Here is an 18,200-nt window from a genome sequence, read left to right on the forward strand (position 1 = left end):
CAGGAATAAATGGCAAACTTAAAAGAAATACGTGTCCGCATTTCTTCTGTGGTTTCAACGCGGCAGATTACCAGTGCCATGAAAATGGTAGCGGCTTCTAAGTTAAAAAAAGTCCAGGAGGCAATTACCAATTTCAGGCCCTATGCCCAGAAAATGCAGGAAATTCTTGTTGATGTGGCTACGGCTGCGGGAAATACGGATGATAATGTGTATGCGGAAGATCGTGATTACAAGCAGGTATTGATTGTTGTCATTACTTCGAACAAGGGATTATGCGGGGCGTTTAATTCCAATGCTGTAAAAGAGGCTTTGCGGTTATCTGAAACAAAATATGCCCAGTTCCTTCCTCAAAATAAGATCCGCTATATGGCCATAGGTAAAAAAGGGTATGATCTTTTACGAAGGAAGGGTATTCCTGTGGATGAGTATATTTCAGATATTTATGATCATTTTTCTTATGATCAGGTAATTACCATAGCCCAATCTCTGATGGATGCATTTGTGAGCGGACGCTATGATAGTATTGATATCGTATACAACGAGTTTATCAATGCCGCGGTTCAGAAAGTAAAGGTCCGGCAATTCCTCCCTTTATTGCCAGAAGGAATGAATTCTCCGGCTTCTGTGAAGAAACGGGTCGAATATATTTTTGAACCTACAGAGGAATACATCATAAAAGGTTTGATACCCCAGAATTTAAAACTGATCGTCTATCAGGCATTACTGGATTCCATAGCATCAGAACACGGTGCCCGGATGACTTCCATGCATCAGGCAACTGATAATGCATCGCAACTGATCCAGGAATTAACCCTACAATACAACAAAGCAAGGCAGGCGTCTATTACTAATGAGCTTGTGGAAATTGTAGGTGGAGCGGAAGCATTGAAAGGCTAGGTGCTGGTTGGAATCAGATCATTTCCGCCAGTTGCCGGGTTAGTTCTTTTCTGCTGAATTGCCGTATGTAATGTATATTAACATCCGCATACGATCGATCTTTCCAATATTGGTATTGTTCATTCAAAAAGCGTCGGATTCCTTCCTTATCCTGATACATGAAATTCTCCCCGGAACCGGCTTCCCGGATGATTTTCGATGCCGTACTCTCCAAAGGACCAAGAGCTAATATTTGTTTTCCTGAAATAAGATATTCAAAAAGCTTTCCCGGAAGTATGAACCTGTTATCTGCTGTTTGAGGAATCACCAGCAATAGGACAGACGAAGAAAGCATATAATTAATGGATTCTTTATGAGGAACAAAATTCAGGCATTTGAATTTCCTGCCGAGCAACTGTTTGCCCATTTCTTCTATAACATTGCTTGTTTGCCCGATTAATTCCAACCGGAAATCAAAAGGACATTCCGACAGTACTTTCAACAGGTCATGTACAGGATAGCTGGGAGCCATTGTCCCGATGTACCTGATCGTAAAAACATCAGGAATAATTTGGGTTTTTCCTTCAAAATCAAGATCATCGTACCCATTAGGGAAGAAAACAATTTTCTCCGGATCAAGTTGATGATGGTTTTTGATAAATTCGGATTTCCTGTCGGCAGCAACCAGGATGATATCACTCTTCATCACTACCCTCCGTTCATTTTTCAAGTCTATTGACTTTGCCAACCTGGTCTGGTACAAGAAATCATTATAGTAGATCGAGGTCCATGGATCCCGGAAATCAGCAATCCATTTGACCGGGTATTTTTTTTTCAATTTTAATCCTGTAAGATGGGTGGAGTGGGGGGGGCCTGTTGTAATAATGGTTTGTATCCCATGTTGGCTAATTAACCGGGAAGCCTCCCGGAAGGCATATTTGATCCATCCGCGGCGGGCATCAGGAAGGAAAAAATTACCCCGGATGAAACGGGCTATTTTTTGAATCAGGCTCGGATTTCCTTCATTGGCAAAACCACTGTAAGGTGCTGTTTTTTTGCCGGTGATCCTTTTGTACCAGTCATAGGCTCCTTTACTTGTCGTACGGTAAACTTTCAGGTCGGGGGCTATTTCGTTATTCAGTGATTCGTCAATAATGGGATATTCGGCATTCTCCGGTCTCACCGTTAAAACAACAGGTGTGATGCCGAATTCAGGAAGGAATTTGACAAATTTTAACCAGCGTTGTACACCTGGACCACCGGAAGGTGGCCAGTAATAAGTAATTACCAGGACTTTTTTCTGCACAGTCATTTCTCAGTTTTTATTCAACGCTTTAAGTGCCTCTGCTGATGGAACAATCTTTCCGTTAATGACGCCTACCACAAAAGCATCTTTAAAATCCGGACGCATTTTTTTTAAGGTTTCCTGTGCCTCATTATAACTGGATGTGCGTCCGACTATATATTTGTAGAAGTTGGGTGATGTCTGTATACGTTCTACGTTTTTATGTTTTTTAAAATTGTTGGGGTGCGTATCTACAGGTTTGGCAGAAGTGGCTATCTGGACACAGAATTCGATCTTCTGGCTGGCAGGAAGGTCTTTTTCCGGTAATTTTTCAGTTTTCACTTCTTCCCTGGCAACCGGTTCAGGAGATGCAGGTTCGGACTTTTCTTCTGTTTCATGATGACCCAGTGAAGCATTCCGTTCATCAATTTTGGTTTTATAAGAACAAAACGCGTTGAAGATACAGGTAGCTAATTGTTCTTTACCGGCTTTACTCATTAAATATTTTTCTTCTTCAAGATTGGATATGAATCCGACTTCTATCAAAACACTGGGCATACTGGTTCTCCATAAGACTAGAAAATTAGCCTGTTTTACTCCCCTGTCAAGTCGTTTTGCTCTATTCTTGAATTGTTTTTGGATTTCAGTGGCAAGTCCAAGACTTTGATTTAAGTAGGCATTTTGTAAAAGGGAAAAATAGATATATGATTCAGGAGAATTCGGATCAAATCCTTCATATCTTTCCGAATAATTGTCTTCGATAAGGATCACCGCGTTTTCCCGCCGGGCGACTTCCATATTTTCCTTAGACCGGCTGTTTCCCATGACGAACGTTTCCGCACCGTAAGGTCTTTTATTGGTGTGTCCGTTGGTATGGATGGAGATAAACAAATCCGCTTTTGCTTTGTTCGCTATCTCTCCCCGTTTATCCAAAGGGACCAATATATCCGTTTTACGTGTATAAACAACTTGTACATCCGGATATTTCTGTTCAATCATTTTTCCAAGTCTTAAAGAAATATCCAGCACAATGTCTTTTTCTTTTGATCTGCTACCGGGAGCGCCGCCATCTTTTCCACCGTGTCCGGGATCAATAACCACCGTTTTTAAATCATCTATTGATTCATCTTGTCCGTTGACGGATAAAAAATGTATGAAAACCAACAGGAAAAATAACCTGAAGAAACGGGTGGCAAAAGCGTATTTTAACGGTTTTAAGATTTTATATGACAGGATAAGGTTCATTCACGGATCATTTTATATGCAAAAAATTACATGTAAAAGGTCGAACTTTAGGGTAAATATTGGACTTTGAATCAAAGAATGCTTACATTTGCAACTTAATTTCGTGAACAATATTCGCAGCAAAAATAGCATAAAACTTGTTTTTAAAGCCATTTTTATATCTTTTTGTATTGATTTTGCTGGTGAGTGCCGGTAATATCCTGGCTCAGGAATCGTCTTTGTCCGACAGTTTGAATATAGCTGTGCCGGATTCGCTCAATGTATCTTCAGAAAAAGACTCTGTAGTTGTTGAAAAGACGAAGAAGAAACCCGCTTTTACGAGCCGGGTAAAATATAAGGCAACTGATTCGGTTACTTTCCATATCAGCCAGCAGAAAGCTTACATGTATAATGAATCGCAGGTAAATTATGAAGATATAGAGCTGAAATCTTATGAGATTGATTTTGATATGATTACAAAGGTTGTTTCCGGATCCGGAGGCAAAGATAGTATAGGAGCGGATATGGGTTTGCCTGTTTTCAAGCAAGGTCAGGAAACATTCGATTCCCGGTCGTTGTCTTATAACTTTGATTCGGGAAAAGGGATTATACATGAAACCAAAACACAGCAGGGAGAAGGATACATGCATGCCACCATATCCAAAAGATACCCTGATGGACATATCGATATGGGAGGAGGAAAATACACCACCTGCGATGCCGATCATCCGCACTTTTATTTAGCATTGAGTAAGGCGAAGGCCATTCCGGGCGATCAGGTCGTATTTGGTCCGGCACACATGGTGTTATTGGATATTCCTCTGCCATTGGTATTACCTTTTGGTTTTTTCCCCCAGAACAATAAAAAATCGGTATCCGGCGTATTGGCTCCTTCTATTGGGATGGAGGTGAGCAAGGGCTTAAGCCTGACCAACGGAGGATATTATTTTGCACTCAGCGATAATTTTGATGCTACCATCAGGGGGGATATCTATTCAACGGGAACCTGGCGTGCTTCGCTGGCTACCAGGTACATGAAACGTTATAAATATACGGGAAACCTTAATCTCACTTATGGGCTGACTATCTCGGGAGAAAAAGGATACGACCGGTCGGAACTCAAACAATACGATATCCAATGGACCCACACACAGGATGCTAAAGCCCACCCCAGCCGGAATTTTTCAGCCAGTGTGAATTACAGTTCCTCTTCGTATGACAAGGAATACAATTATACCAACCCTTCCCAGTATTACCAGAATACAAAAAACTCGAGTATTTCGTATCAACGAAGCTGGCCCAATACGCCCTTCCGCTTAACGGCCAATATGAACCACAGCCAGCATTCCAGTTCCGAAGAGATCACCATTTCCTTTCCTACCGTTTCTTTTTCTATGGATCGCATCTATCCCTTCCGGAAGGAAGAGAGTTCGGGCAAATCGAAATGGTACGAGGATATTTCCCTGCAATATGATGCCAATCTGCAAAACACGCTGGTAGGAAAAGAGGGGGATCTTTTTTCGGATAAGAATATTAAAAACATGAAAAACGGGTTTCAGCACAGGGTTCCTTTTTCCATCAATTTTAAGGCCATGAAATTCGTTAATATCACCCCGTCCCTGAATTATAACGGGGTATTGTATACCAGCTATGTTGAGAAAAGTTATCGGACAGATGAGTATCAGCAGGGTTATGTGGTCACAGATACCATACATCGTATGTCCTATGCCCATGCTTTATCGCCCAGCCTTTCCGTTTCCCTGAATCCTAAATTTTACCTGACCAACCAGTATGGACCGAATTCAAGGATCGAAGCCATCCGTACGACGATATCCCCAACGGCAAGTATCAGCTATGTCCCTGATCTGAGCAGTTTATTCGACTATTATGATACCTATGTGGATAATACGGGACGTGAACATAAGTATTCCAAATATGAGGGAGGTGTCTTTGGCACGCCGTCAGCTCCGGGACAGAGTGGATCCGTGTCTGTCGGCCTGAACGGTACTGTGGAGATGAAAGTACGTTCACCCAGGGATACATCCGGCGTATCTAAAAAGATAAAAATATTAGACCGTATTGATGCACGTAGTTCTTATAATATATTTGCCGACTCAATGAAATGGTCGAATATTTCGTTGTCGGCAAGTACCACTATCATGGGCATTAATTTTACGGTGAACGGAACCGTGGATCCCTACAAGCTGACTTCTGCGGGTACCCGGGTAGATCAATTCGGCCCGAGATTGACCAATGTCAACTTTAATACGGGAATATCTTTGCCTTTTCAGAAAAAATCAGATGGAACGGAAAAAAAGGAAGAAGAAAAGAAAGATGTTGACGGATATAGTTATTTTGATGTTCCCTGGAGTTTATCGATCAGCTATAGCTTCGGATATTCAAAACCACAGTTTGATGGTAAATTTACACAAAACCTGAATCTTAACGGGAGTATTACCCTTACCCCAAAATGGGCCCTGAGCTTTACCACTTCCTATGACTTTGATGCAAAGAAAATATCACAGATGAATGCCAGCATACAACGTGATTTGCATTGCTGGACCATGAGTATCGACTTTGCCCCGTTTGGCCCGGCCAAGTATTTTTTCTTTCAGATCAATGTTAAATCAGCCATACTACAGGATCTGAAGTATGAAAAACGTAAGACACAAACGGATTTTTCAAGGAATCCATGGTAATGTCTCCCCTGAAATGTTGAACGTATTCCGGAATTCAAATTGAAAAAACCTATTAATATCATTACCATGGGATGTTCCAAGAATCTGGTCGATTCGGAACATCTGATGCGGCAACTGGAAGCTTCCGGTTTCGAACCTGTTCATGATGCTCCTTTGGATGCAGCAGAGGTCGTAGTGGTGAATACCTGCGGTTTTATCCATGATGCACGGGAGGAATCGGTAGATATGATCCTTCAATGTGTGGAAGCCAAAAATGAAGGGATGATTGAACATCTGTTCGTCATAGGATGTTTATCTGAACTGTATAAGAAAGACCTGGAAAAAGAAATTCCGGAGGTGGACCGTTATTTCGGGGCGAAAAATATCGAAGAGGTAGTACGGGCGCTTACCGGCAATTACTATCCGGACTTACGTACCCAAAGGGTGATCACTACTCCCCGGCATTATGCCTATCTTAAAATTGGCGAAGGCTGTAACCGGACCTGTGCTTTTTGTTCTATTCCGTATATACGCGGCCCGCACATTTCACGGTCCGTCGAGGATATTCTGGAAGAAGCCCGTTTTCTGGCATCGGAAGGAGTGAAGGAACTACTGGTGATTTCGCAGGATATTACCTATTACGGACAGGACCTGTACCGCCGGCAGATGTTGCCGGAACTGGTAGCCCGTCTGTGTGAGATCGACGAAATAGAATGGGTACGTTTGCATTATACTTATCCGGTTCGTTTCCCGATGGAGGTGGTAGACCTGATGAGGGATGAACGGAAGATCTGCCGTTATATCGACATTCCGGTGCAGCATGCTTCAGACAGGGTGCTGACAATGATGCGCCGTAATATTACTGCTGCGGAGACATCACAATTGATTACTGAGATCAGGAACAGGGTACCCGGTATAGCACTTCGTACCACAATGATTGTCGGCCACCCCGGGGAAACCGATGAAGATTTTGCCCGATTGGTAGACTTCGTGGAACAAACCCGTTTTGAAAGACTGGGAGTATTTACTTATTCGCATGAGGAAAATACCTATGCGGCCAAACATTATAAAGATACCATTCCGGATGCTGTAAAACAGGAGCGGGCCGATCATATCATGGAAATACAAAAGAAGATCTCCGAAGAACTGAACCGGGAAAAGGTCGGGAAAATATACAAGACCCTGATTGATCGTATGGAAGGAGAGTTTTATGTCGGCCGTACCGAATATGATTCTCCGGAAGTAGATATGGAAGTCCTGATCCCAAGAGATTCCCAACCGGCAGAGATCGGCCGGTTCTATCCGGTATTGGTAACGGATGCCGATGAATTCGACCTTTACGGGAAATTTACCGGTCAAAAGGAATAATGAGATGTTCGTAAATCTGTGATTATTTATTGTATTTATCAATTGTTTCTACTCATATACCCGGTTTACCTTAATGGTTAATTTATACAGTTGTTCCTTTGTATCTGCCCTAATCGGACGGAAAAATCAAACAAGTTAAATCTATTTTATTCATCGAACTCAGCTTTGTTCAGGTTCAGTTCATTGAGCCTTATTCTGTTGTTTTTGTTGAAATTACTTGAATTTTTGTTGAAAATATATTATCATTGGGGTTTCATTGCTTTTGGATATTTACATACTTTTAATTAAAGGAGTTATTATGAGAAACATTATATTTATATATTTTTTACTCACTTCTTTTTGTGTGGGTAACCATGCACAAATTACACCCACCCAGAAAAACGAAGAGTTAATCACCATTGATCTTGATAATTTGCCTGAAGCAGATACTTTAAGGTTATCCTCCCTATTCAAACCAGCAAAGACCATCATTCTGGAAACCAATGAAAATTGCCTGATCGGAGGGATCAATGCCATTCAGGCCTTTGATGATTATCTCTTTGTATTGGATATGCAAGGGGCAAACAGCCTGTTTGTTTTTAACCGGGAGGGAAAGTTTATCCGTAAGATCGGTTCCATAGGGAAAGGTCCCGGAGAATATAGTATGGTTATGGATTTTACCATTGACCCCGATAAAAGGGAGTTCTACCTGTTGGATATCAATACCAATAGAATCCATCAATATACCTTGGAGGGAGTATACTTGCGGACCGTAACCTCTTTATGTGATGCACGCATCAAGAGCATCCAGTACCACAACGGTGCCTTGTTTACGGAAGTGAAAAGCTACAGCGGCGCCAATGACTGCATGCTGCAAAAAATGGATCCGGAATACGGGCACTGTGAAGCTTACTACCTCAGCGCTGCACAGTACAACCTGGGATGGAACGAATACTATTTCGTAAATACCCTATCCAGGTTTTATGGGAAAACCGGCCAGTCGCCCAAATTCGTGCAAATGTTTATGGATACCGTTATGACTATCCGCCAGGGAGCGCTTATCCCTTACCTGGCCGTAAAGAGTAAAAACTGGATTAGCGCTAATGACTTGAAAAATGCCATTCAGAAAGATCCTTCTGAATGGCACAGATATTTGTCAATGCGGAAAAATATTTCGTTCAACATACAGAATTATATGGAAAACGAGAAGATCATATTTTTTAGTTATGAAAGAGGGGATAGAAGATCTAATACGATTTTGTATGATAAAATAAGCCATACGGCAATAGACCCCAAGATAATACGTAATGACCTGATGTATGTGGGAAGCGGACTGGATGTGAAATTTCACTTTTACGACAGGGCAGGCGCCTACTACTGTATTACTACAGCAGCACTTGGTTTTTTTATTGAGGAAATTGAGCAAAACAAGTTAAATCCCGACCTGGACAAATACGCACAATTGAAAGAGTTAACAGAGGAATCCAACCCGGTTGTATTTTATTATGAATACAGGGACTAAGGCAGGACTGGTGATTTGGGGAATACTGACAGTAGTATTGCTTTATGCAGCCTTTACCAATAAAACGATTAAATCCGCTAAAGAAGAGCCTGTTACGCACTTGTCGGGTAAATACCACGACTTTGTGGATAGTTATATCATCAACGCTATTGATTTGATTCGTTTTGTATTTTAGGTTCAGCTCGTTGAATCTTTTATGTGATTTTCGTTGAAATTACTTGGATTTTTGTTAAAAAGATATTATCATTGCAATGCTATTGCTTTGAATATTTACACATTATTATTTAAAGGAGGTATTATTAACGGAATTAGAAGAGCTATAAATAACAGTGGAGAGATTGTTAAATTAATTTTTAATTTTATTAAAAATCTTTATTATGAGGAAATTTTTTGGTGTTATGGTTGTAGTTGTTTGCACTATGGCCTTAGGATTGAATCTGCAATATGCGTTCGACGGATATGGAATAAAAACCGGAGCTTTACACAAAATAGTGCTGGCTGATGGTACGGGTACTGGCACTGATGGTACGGGTACTGGTAGTACAGGTGGTACTGGCACTGGTGGTACGGGTACTGGGAGTACTGGAGGTACAGATACTGGTTCTGCTTCTCATACATATATACCTGGTGAAACCCGCTGTCAGACTAATAAAACAACAACAAGCCATGACGAAAATGGAGTCAATAAGTGGACTTCAGTAGTCAAAGTGTGCGCTAAGGGCAATGAACTCAGTTGTGAATTTGGTACAGTTTTGACATATACTGATGAAAATGGTTTTCTTCGCAGCGAAGGGAGTTTTTGGCCTAAATCCTGCGACTAACTGATGTTAATTAATTTTTGATGGTGTCAAAAGTTGATGTTTATATCAACGGTCTCATTGTTAGGTGTTTTGATGCAATATGGTGGCCATTTAAGCGATTGCCAAGCAGACTTTTGATACCATCTCATAAAAACGATTACAAAATGAGAAACATTGTATTTATATATTTTTTATTGGTCTCTTCCTGTGTAAACAATCATGCACAGATTACGTCCACTCAGAAAAACGAAGAGTTGATTACCATTGACCTTGACGCTATATCTGAAGGAGACTCTTTAAAACTTTCATCGGTATTCAAGCCGGTAGAAACCATCATCCTGGAAACCAACGAAAATTGCCTGATCGGAGAGATCAATGCCATTCAAGCCTTTGACGACTATCTTTTTATACTGGATATGCACCAGGCTAAAGGCTTGTTTGTTTTTAACCGGGAGGGAAAATTTATCCGCAGAATAGGCTCTATCGGGAAAGGTCCCGGAGAATATACCTTTCCACGCGATTTTACCATTGACCCTGATAAAAAAGAGATCTACCTGTTGGATTTCAATACCAATAGCATTCATCTATATACCTTGGAAGGAGTGTACCAGCGAACCATCACTTCCTTGTGCGATGCACGCATCAAGAGCATCCAATACCACAATGGAGCATTGTTTACGGAAGTAAAGAATAATAGTACCGCCAATGACTGCATGATGCAAAAAATAGATCCGGAATACGGGCAGTGCGAGGCGAGCTATCTCAGCGCTGCACAGTACAATCTGGGATGGAACGAATTTTCTACCTTCAATTCCATATCCGGGTTTTATGGAAAAACCGGGCAGTCGCCCAGATTCATGCAACTGTTTATGGATACCGTTATGGCTGTCCGTCAGGGAACGCTTATCCCCTATCTGGCTGTACATAGTAAAAAGTGGGCCGGCGCCGATGATCTGAAAAAGGTGGGCCGGGAAGACGATATTTCCGAATTATCAGGATTTGATGTTTCGTTTAGCATAGAGAATTATATGGAAAACGAGAAGATCATACTTTTTACTTATAGGAAGGGGAATAATAGAACCCGTACGGTTTTGTATGATAAAAAAAACCATGCGGCAGCAGTACCCAAGGTGAAGGTTAATGATCTGATGTATGTGAAAAGTGGGTTGGATATGAAATTTCATTTTTATGACAAGGCAGGCGTTTACTACCATATCAGTGGATTTGCGCTTGATTATTTTATTGGCGAAATTAAAAAAAACAAGGTAAAACCTGATCTGGACAAATACGCGCAACTGAAAGAGTTAACAGAGGAATCCAACCCTGTTGTATTTTATTATGAATACAGGGACTAAGGCAGGACTGGTGATCTGGGGAATACTGACGGTAGTATTACTCTATGCAGCCTTTACCAATAAAACGGTTAAAGTCGCTAAAGAAGATCCTGTTACTGATTTTTTAAAGGATCAGTTCGTTTTTACGGCAGATGTGGTCAGCAGTTATTATTCGGACAGGGATAGTTTGTCTTTTCCGGAAGAACAGCTCCCTGTCCTGATATATCGCTATACAGAGAAGGCGTGTGGCAGTTGTATTTTTGAAGAATTGAATGAGTTGTACCAGTTTAAAGAAAGCATGGACACTATGAAGCTTAATATTCTCATTCTCCCCACCTTTCCGGACAATAGAAATAACCGGATAAAACTAGCCAATGACCTGGCCAATTTTATATACATCAACATACCTGCCCATATTTTAGATGTTCCGAAGCAAAGAATGGGTGATGAGGAAAAAAGGTATTTTGCAGTAATTGATAAAAACAGGGACATGAAAATGGTTTTTTTCCCACAGATCACCAAATTACACATCACCCGCCAGTATTTAAAAGAAGTAGGAAATCAGTTCACTTCATTACAGCAGTAATATGCCGAATCGTAAGTCCTGGGTAATCTGTTCGTTACTTGCCATTGCATGTTTTTTAATTTATTATCCGATATTCAGCCATACTTTTCTAAGGGGATGGGATGATGGCTGGATGGTGCTCAACCGGTATACCGAACATGGGTTTACAGTTGAGAATATTAAAGCCATTTTTACACAATCACATGGCGGCCAATACGCTCCTTTTAATCAATTGCTTTATACCACCATACGCATGCTTTTTGGGTATAATCCATCGGTTTACCATCTTTCAAATTTGTTGTGGCACATCGCTAACGCTTGTATTGTATTTCTATTGATAAAAAATACACTGGTATACAGTCGCCGGGCGGAAACGACTACGGCGCATTATGTCGCACTTTTTGCCTCCCTGCTTTTTGCCGTACATCCTCTGCAAGTAGAATCCGTAGCATGGATCAGTGCCTCAAAAACATTACTCTATTCCTTTTTTACTCTTCTGGCGCTTCTTGCTTATATCCGGTATGTACATACCCTTAAGGCTATTTGGTATGTTGTTTCTTTCATACTGTTCTTATTTTCATGTGGATGCAAAGAACAGGCAGTAGTTTTTCCGGTATGTTTGTTCCTGTTCGACTGGATCATGCATCGTGATCTGAAAAAGGTCGAATATTGGTTGGAAAAAATACCTTTCTTTTTACTTGCGCTGATCATTGGTTTATATACTTTATCATTACAGAACCCCGAATATGTTGAAAAATGGGCTGGATATTCATTCTGGCAACGTATCATTTTTGCCAGTTATGCCATAGTGGAATATCTTACCAAACTTGTGGTTCCCGTTAAGTTAATGTATCTCTATCCCTTTCCGGTAGCTCCGGGTGGCGATATACCCATACGCTTCTTTATCTACCCGGTAATTATTCTTCTACTGGGGGTATGTTTGTATGTTTACCGTAAACAATGGCCTCTGATAGCCGGTGTGTTGTTTTTTGGGATCAATATATTCCTTACGGTACACATCGTACCTATGTCACGCTATGCTATTGTTGCGGATCGCTATGTATACCTTTCTTCGGTAGGCATCTTTTTTATTATGGCCTGGTATGTCTGGCATTATGTTCGTACCCTAACGAAGAAATATAAAATCTGGTGTGGTATAGCAGTATTCTTCTATCTGGTTTATCTGGGAGGATATGCTCATGTGCGTACTAAAGTATGGTACAACGACGATACATTGAAACAGGAATTGCGTGATCTTTTGGAGCAGCGCAATCGTATGGAAAATATCCCTACTTCCGGCGAAACGTCAGGATCTGAATCATGAATACAGAAAAATTAATCACTATTGTTATTCCCTGTTATAACGAAGCGAATAACATCTGCCTGATGGTGAGTGAGCTGGAAAAGGTTTTTTCTGACCTGCCCTATCGTTGGGAAATGCTTTTTGTTGATGACGGCAGTACGGACAGTACATTGAAAACACTTACAGAAATTTTTCCCCGGACCTCAAATCTTCGGTATATTTCCTTCTCAAGGAATTTTGGTAAGGAAGCTGCATTAAAAGCGGGTTACGACCATGCCAGAGGAGATGCGGTCATCAGTCTGGATGCCGATCTGCAGCATCCTCCATCCATCATTCCAGAAATGATCAGGCTATGGGAAGAGGGTTATGAAGTAGTATGCACTCAGCGTGCTGAAGATCATTCGTTGCCCTGGATGAAACGGGCAACTTCAAAGCTTTTTTACCAATTGCTGAATAAGCTTTGCAGCATCAATCTTCGTTATGGAGTATCAGATTTTAGATTATTGAATCGCAATGTGGTCGACATTATTAAGATGCTACCCGAAAAAGACTTGTTTTTTAGTGGAATAGTAAAGTGGACAGGATTCAGGCAAGCCAGTGTTGATTACTATCCCAACAAACGACTACACGGAATTTCCAGATATAATTTATCAAAATTACTTATCCTGGCTATAGATAGTATTGTCTCATTCAGTATCCGGCCCCTGTATTACATGGTCTTTCTCGGTTTGATATTCTCCTGCTTGTCTTTATCATATATCCCATATCTAATATATTGCCTGCTGTTTAGCCACTCTCTTTCTACTTGGTTTTCCATACTCGCTGCGGTATTTTTGTTCGGAGGCCTTCACCTTTCCATTACCGGACTGGTAGGTATTTATGCGGGAAAATCATATGAACAAGCCAAACAGAGGCCACAATATATTATCGCTCATACTCGTTTTGAATGATGACACTTCGGGTTACTCCTATTTTAACATATCTATCTCTATTTCTGATCCTCTTGTTAGGTGTGATACTGATGCGTATATTTTTCATTGACACATGTCAGGTCACTACAGAAAGCATGGAGCGTACCATATATGCGGGTGATCATATCGTGGTGAACAAAATCAACCTAAATGTAATCAATCGTAATGATCTGATTGTGTTCAATCATCCCGACGGGGGAGGGACTCAATTGGTTAAACGCTGTGTCGGCCTGCCGGGCGATACAGTGCAGATAATTGAAGGTGTGGTACATATTAATGCTCATGTTATCAAAACACCTGCCTCGGTGATACCATGTCTCGACTATTCCGTAAACTTTCCTCATCGCGCTCTTGAATGGAGTGTGAATAATTTTGGGCCTGTTGTTACTCCAGAAAACGGCGCTGTTATAACCATTGATTCGGTCAGCCGATCGCTGTATCGTTACCTGTTCAGGATTGAAGAAGACGCAGCCATACATACAGGTGAAAGGTACATATTCCGTACTGATGGTTATTTTGTACTGGGTGATCATCGGGGTAATTCGCTTGATAGCCACCACTGGGGTTTTGTGTCTGCTGACCTGGTGATAGGAAAAGTTGTATTGGTGTGTTTTTCGCGTGTCTCGTATAGAAAAAAGATGCGTTGGAAACGGATTGGAAGAAAATTAGATGAATAGTTTTTGGACAAAGATTACGGATGATTCCTACTCAATTTCGATGATAGGTGTTTCTTCTTCTGTCTTGTTAGGTTCGTTGACCGGAGAAGTGTTGATGATAGGAGCATCCGTTTCAGAACTGTTATCCGGGGTGTCCTTTTGCATCTGAGCCAGGAATTGTTTTATTTTATCTTCGGATGCTATTGTATAGGTAAATCCGGGACGTCGCTCGTCCGATTTGCGTTGCTTTTCAGACATGCCCATCAACCTGGAATTAAAACTGCGGTCGGATGATATTATCTGCATCAATTCCCTGGTATATCCGAAATAGAACCAATCATTACCCATTTTTAAATAAATGTCCAGCATATCTCCGCCGCCCGGACGTTTGGATATTTCTACCAATCCGTCGACAAGACGGTTGACCTGGTGTCCGAACAGGTTCCCGATCCCTATTTTTCCAACGGAACGATAGGAACGCCGGTTTTGATTCCATTGAAGGTTCAATTGTGTGAATAGCAGGGTATGCTTTAATTCATCGGGAAAGTTCCTTACTTTTCCCAGGGCAGCTTCTTTCCGGAAATTATTTGTCCGGTCGGTGCCCAGCCATTCGTTCATTCCGCGTATGTACCGGACCCGGTTGAGATCAACGCCACTAAGCCCGGGAAAGCTATCTATTTTACTGGCTATCATAGAGGCCAGCCCGTCATCGAAAAAGAAATCAACGGCCAGCAGGATGTCCAGAAATGTTTCTTTGGTGTACATATGATGTGATACACGTCCCACAGCATCGGTTTTTATCCTGCCTAAATTAACACCCAGCGAAATACGTCCTTCTCCGCTAAGTATACAAACATCCCGGTTAAATGCCAACATATTTCCTGTTGCGGTATCCCGGTTGTTCAGTTTTTCTTCTGTGGCTATAAAATAGATCATGGAGTCTTTGTCGTATGACAACTGTCCATGGGCCTGGATCAAAGGCTGGTCGGAATAGGATTTCCGTTTTGAGAAGAATGCCGGGTAGATATGCGCCGAATCAGTTGTCAGGAACAACCCATTGTATATTTTGGCATTTTGCCGGTTTACCGGGGCTTCTCCTACTTCAATTTTCACGTCATTAGGGTTGACCACCGATCTGAATTTAAACCATTCAGGGTTCATCGCTTCACATTCCTGTACGATTTGTGCAGCTCCGTCGAACTCCGGAAATTCGTTCTCGGAAAGGAGGGACATCCTTCCCTGGTAATGATAATAAGGACTGATCATGAATCCATCCTCCTCTCCAAGGCTGGCATTGGCTACCGTTAATCCTGATTTTCCCGGGGAAACATTCAAAATGTCTACTTCGGTAATTTTACCGGTCTCATCGATATAGTCATATTTCCCGGAACCGGTAAAATTTTTTCTTCCGGTGATATTGATGCTGGCAGAATGAACAGTATGTTGTTTCAATGAATCATTGAATACAATCCGGGTATTTCCTCCCAGCTCCAGTAATCCATTGGACTCTACGCTTAATTTTCCCTGGTCCGGAAAGATCAGGGCATTGGCCGATTGTACCAGTTTGACTCCTTCGGCTTTAATCCGCCCTGCCATATAATCAAAATTGGCTGATTCTGCGACAAAATTAAGGGAATCCGCACCGGGGATAGTGGAATAATAACGTATGCCTTTGCCTTCTCCCGGGGTCTTATATTTGAAATCGACCGCCTCTTTGAGAGGTGTGGTAAGGGTATCGGCCCCTATACGTATATTGGCGCTATCCATGTGCCAGGTAAAGTCGTCAATGTATGCTTCGAATTTATTGGCAGGGAAACGGACAAGTGCATAATCGTTCACGGATAGGAACTGTCCCTTGTGTGAAGCAAAATCGATGACCGAGCGGACAGAATCTACGGTGACTATCTGGTAAGGAGCATCAGTTGTTGTCCGTAACCGGAACAATGATGTATCAGCAGTGAAGGATTCAGAACGAAATACAGTACTATCCGAGCGGATATCTGCAATTCCCATGTCTATCCTTCCGCCACCGGATAGACCATTGGATGTGAGCACCAGGTTCCCGTCGAATTTCGTATCCTCATACATATCAAATACTTTTTCAGATTTATATATGTACATCCTGTCGTTTTGCGGTTCCCAATGTATTTTATTATTGTTTGACCGTACTTCCGGAAATTCCGTCCCTTCGATTTGTTTCTTAATGGTGAATTCCTTTGCCTTCGGAACGTTCAGCGAGTCCGGGTATATATGAATGTCATCTGCATGAATGGATGCTGTGAGATAGTCCAGTACGCCACTTGCTTCCAATCCTTTGCTGCTTAATTTGATCTGGGCGGATAGTTTGGCATCTCCATAGGCAGATATAGCCGAATCGCCCGTTTCGAGTATAAAACCAAGTGAATAGTCCGGTTGGACGGATAATACCTGGCGCATGTCATCAAAAATATCAGCCGATGCAAAACGTCCGGATAACTGTAACTGTTCTTTGCTGAAATTATCAATACTGTCCATAACAAAAGGATCAACTTCAAAATAAAATTGATCATTACCATAAGCACCTTGTTTGATATCAGAAGAACCATAATATACAAAAGATGAACTATCGCTGTTTAATATCGGGTATTCCTTCAGGCTGAACCTTCCTGATTTATTGTCCGGCTGATCGATCCGGATATCTCCGGTCAATTTCTGCAACATATTTTTTACCTTTTTTAAAACCGGCTTTCCGAATGCGTCTTTTTCTTCCGACGGGACATAAAAAATCAATGAATCAACACGATGCAGGCTGATCCTGAAAGTGTCGTAATCAAAATGCAGTGAATCACCATATAGCTCAATCTGTCCAGCATCAATACGTCCGTTAATATCAATGGACCTGTTCTTTCTTAAGGTTAATTTTTGTTCATTGGGGGTAATGATCACTTTTTGCGAGTCGCTTACCATAAAATGCTCTACACCGTATATGTTCAGGTCATAATTACTGACATCCATGGTGGCGTTTTTCATGGGGGCATTTACAATAGAACGAAGGTCGATCACGTCAAAGTCGGTCAATTTTGCAGCAGCATGTAGAAATGTATATAATCTCGGTTGTACAGTGATCCATTCACTGTCACTGTCATAAACGACAAACCCCAGCTTAGCGAGTTCAATGATCTGGCTGCGGGTATTTGCCAGCGATTTACTGATGTAGCTGGCATATACATCTAATGGGAAATGATCCGTACCGTAGGATTGTGCGGCTTTCCTCAGGGAAACCAAAGGATGTGTCGTATCAAAATACTGCATCCGCTCAAAATAGTCCTGGTTATAATAGTTTTGGGAGCGGAATTCGGCACGCCCCATGGAAGAGCCACGTGTCATTGAAAGATTCATCAATGGCTCATCGGTCCTCCAGATCAGCTGCTCAAAATTCATATCCACCTTGTGGTATGAATTATTGTATGGGGCTTTTGAAGAAGCAGCATCCGAACGGATAAAGCTGACTTCTTTGTCCTGAACCAGGTATACAAAAGACAGGTTGGCATGAAAAACAGAGTCCTCTTTCAGGTAAATATTGAGCGATGTGTTCCGGGCATTGATGCGGTCGTTTCTGAAAAAGAAACTTTTGGAATGTAAATGTAATTAAAGGCTGTC

Annotated in this window: 14 protein-coding genes; 11 read left to right on the plus strand and 3 right to left on the minus strand. The window is 41.6% G+C overall.

Features of this window, described 5'->3' with window-relative positions:
* Positions 1–9 precede the first annotated feature (9 nt).
* Complete coding sequence (gene atpG / locus LBQ60_02590) at positions 10–897, plus strand: ATP synthase F1 subunit gamma (protein ID MDR2036791.1); 888 nt, start codon at positions 10–12, stop codon at positions 895–897.
* A gap of 13 nt (positions 898–910) precedes the next feature.
* Here atpG and LBQ60_02595 read toward each other — a convergent pair whose 3' ends face one another.
* Together LBQ60_02595 and LBQ60_02600 are read right to left on the minus strand one after the other, a co-directional pair.
* Entirely contained in the window at positions 911–2,188 is a 1,278-nt protein-coding gene (locus LBQ60_02595; protein ID MDR2036792.1) for a hypothetical protein, read from the minus strand.
* Positions 2,189–2,191: 3 nt separating this feature from the next.
* The gene (locus tag LBQ60_02600) at positions 2,192–3,406 is read right to left on the minus strand and encodes an N-acetylmuramoyl-L-alanine amidase (GenBank protein MDR2036793.1); all 1,215 of its coding nucleotides are present in this window, start codon (positions 3,404–3,406) and stop codon (positions 2,192–2,194) included.
* Positions 3,407–3,543: 137 nt separating this feature from the next.
* Between LBQ60_02600 and LBQ60_02605 the strand changes: the two genes are divergently transcribed.
* The 10 genes from LBQ60_02605 (at position 3,544) to lepB (ending at position 14,582) form a co-directional block, all read left to right on the plus strand.
* Positions 3,544–6,084, plus strand: coding sequence for an LPS-assembly protein LptD (locus LBQ60_02605; GenBank protein ID MDR2036794.1), 2,541 nt, complete (start codon positions 3,544–3,546; stop codon positions 6,082–6,084).
* Between the two features lie 66 nt (positions 6,085–6,150).
* Complete coding sequence (gene rimO / locus LBQ60_02610) at positions 6,151–7,431, plus strand: 30S ribosomal protein S12 methylthiotransferase RimO (protein ID MDR2036795.1); 1,281 nt, start codon at positions 6,151–6,153, stop codon at positions 7,429–7,431.
* Positions 7,432–7,729: 298 nt separating this feature from the next.
* Positions 7,730–8,932 (plus strand): 6-bladed beta-propeller, encoded by a 1,203-nt coding sequence (locus LBQ60_02615; GenBank protein MDR2036796.1) that lies wholly within the window; start codon positions 7,730–7,732, stop codon positions 8,930–8,932.
* Positions 8,916–9,107, plus strand: coding sequence for a hypothetical protein (locus LBQ60_02620; protein MDR2036797.1), 192 nt, complete (start codon positions 8,916–8,918; stop codon positions 9,105–9,107). Before LBQ60_02615 ends, LBQ60_02620 begins: the two co-directional genes overlap by 17 nt.
* A gap of 326 nt (positions 9,108–9,433) precedes the next feature.
* Complete coding sequence (locus LBQ60_02625; protein ID MDR2036798.1) at positions 9,434–9,634, plus strand: hypothetical protein; 201 nt, start codon at positions 9,434–9,436, stop codon at positions 9,632–9,634.
* A gap of 262 nt (positions 9,635–9,896) precedes the next feature.
* Positions 9,897–11,087: a 6-bladed beta-propeller gene (locus tag LBQ60_02630; protein ID MDR2036799.1), complete on the plus strand. Its 1,191-nt coding sequence runs from the start codon at positions 9,897–9,899 to the stop codon at positions 11,085–11,087.
* Positions 11,071–11,652, plus strand: coding sequence for a hypothetical protein (locus LBQ60_02635; protein ID MDR2036800.1), 582 nt, complete (start codon positions 11,071–11,073; stop codon positions 11,650–11,652). The genes LBQ60_02630 and LBQ60_02635 overlap by 17 nt, the downstream gene beginning before the upstream one ends.
* A gap of 1 nt (position 11,653) precedes the next feature.
* Positions 11,654–12,955, plus strand: a complete 1,302-nt coding sequence (locus LBQ60_02640; GenBank protein ID MDR2036801.1) for a hypothetical protein — start codon at positions 11,654–11,656, stop codon at positions 12,953–12,955.
* Positions 12,952–13,884: a glycosyltransferase family 2 protein gene (locus tag LBQ60_02645; GenBank protein ID MDR2036802.1), complete on the plus strand. Its 933-nt coding sequence runs from the start codon at positions 12,952–12,954 to the stop codon at positions 13,882–13,884. Before LBQ60_02640 ends, LBQ60_02645 begins: the two co-directional genes overlap by 4 nt.
* Positions 13,881–14,582, plus strand: a complete 702-nt coding sequence (gene lepB, locus LBQ60_02650; GenBank protein MDR2036803.1) for a signal peptidase I — start codon at positions 13,881–13,883, stop codon at positions 14,580–14,582. The genes LBQ60_02645 and lepB overlap by 4 nt, the downstream gene beginning before the upstream one ends.
* Positions 14,583–14,609: 27 nt before the next feature.
* Here the strand turns inward: lepB and LBQ60_02655 are convergent, their stop codons facing one another.
* On the minus strand, positions 14,610–17,981 hold the full coding sequence (locus tag LBQ60_02655; GenBank protein MDR2036804.1) for a hypothetical protein: 3,372 nt from the start codon (positions 17,979–17,981) through the stop codon (positions 14,610–14,612).
* Positions 17,982–18,200: the final 219 nt, after the last annotated feature.

Source organism: Bacteroidales bacterium (assembly GCA_031275285.1).
GTDB lineage: Bacteria > Bacteroidota > Bacteroidia > Bacteroidales > UBA4181 > JAIRLS01.